The sequence below is a fragment of the Vibrio sp. D173a genome, assembly GCF_030248475.1.
In genome coordinates, this window is sequence record NZ_JAHGAH010001370.1 from 1 (window position 1) to 618 (window position 618).

At 46.4% G+C, this 618-nt stretch carries 1 protein-coding gene; it reads left to right on the top strand.

The window, feature by feature from the left end:
• Positions 1-32 precede the first annotated feature (32 nt).
• On the top strand, positions 33-618 hold a 586-nt coding region (gene yddG / locus KIV40_RS33430; RefSeq protein WP_285353705.1), incomplete at its 3' end, for an aromatic amino acid DMT transporter YddG.

Here is a 618-nt window from a genome sequence, read left to right on the forward strand (position 1 = left end):
GGCTGTTATCGGCGTTGTGGAAAGGTAGACAAGTGTTAAAGACTCATCGTTATAGCTGTTATGGCTTACTAGCTATTCTTTTATGGAGCTGTTTGATTGCACTCTCTCGCAGTGTGGCAGAGCAACTGGGGCCAATCGGCGGTGCTGCGAGTTTGTATACTGTGAGCTCTATATTGCTGGTATTGGTGATGGGCTTTCCCAAACTGTCGCGGTTCTCTAAATCGTATCTATTGATCGGGGGTTCACTGTTTGTCTGCTACGAGATCTTTCTTGCGCTCGCGTTAGGTATGGCGAACAGTCGACATCAAGCAATCGAAATGGCCGTGATTAATTACTTATGGCCAGCGCTGACGGTTCTGTTTGCGGTGCTGTTGAGTAAAAAGAAAACCAGCCTTTTGGTTTACCCAAGCATCGTATTAGCATTCTTCGGTGTGGCGTGGAGCATTAGTGGTGATGAAGGCTTATCTATCCCTCAAATTGCAGCGAATGTATCGACCAACCAGATCACCTATTCTATGGCCTTCTTTGGTGCGATTATTTGGGCGGTTTACTGCAATTACACTCAACGAGTCGCAAAAGGGCAGAACGCCATTGTTTTGTTCTTTATCGCAACAGCCA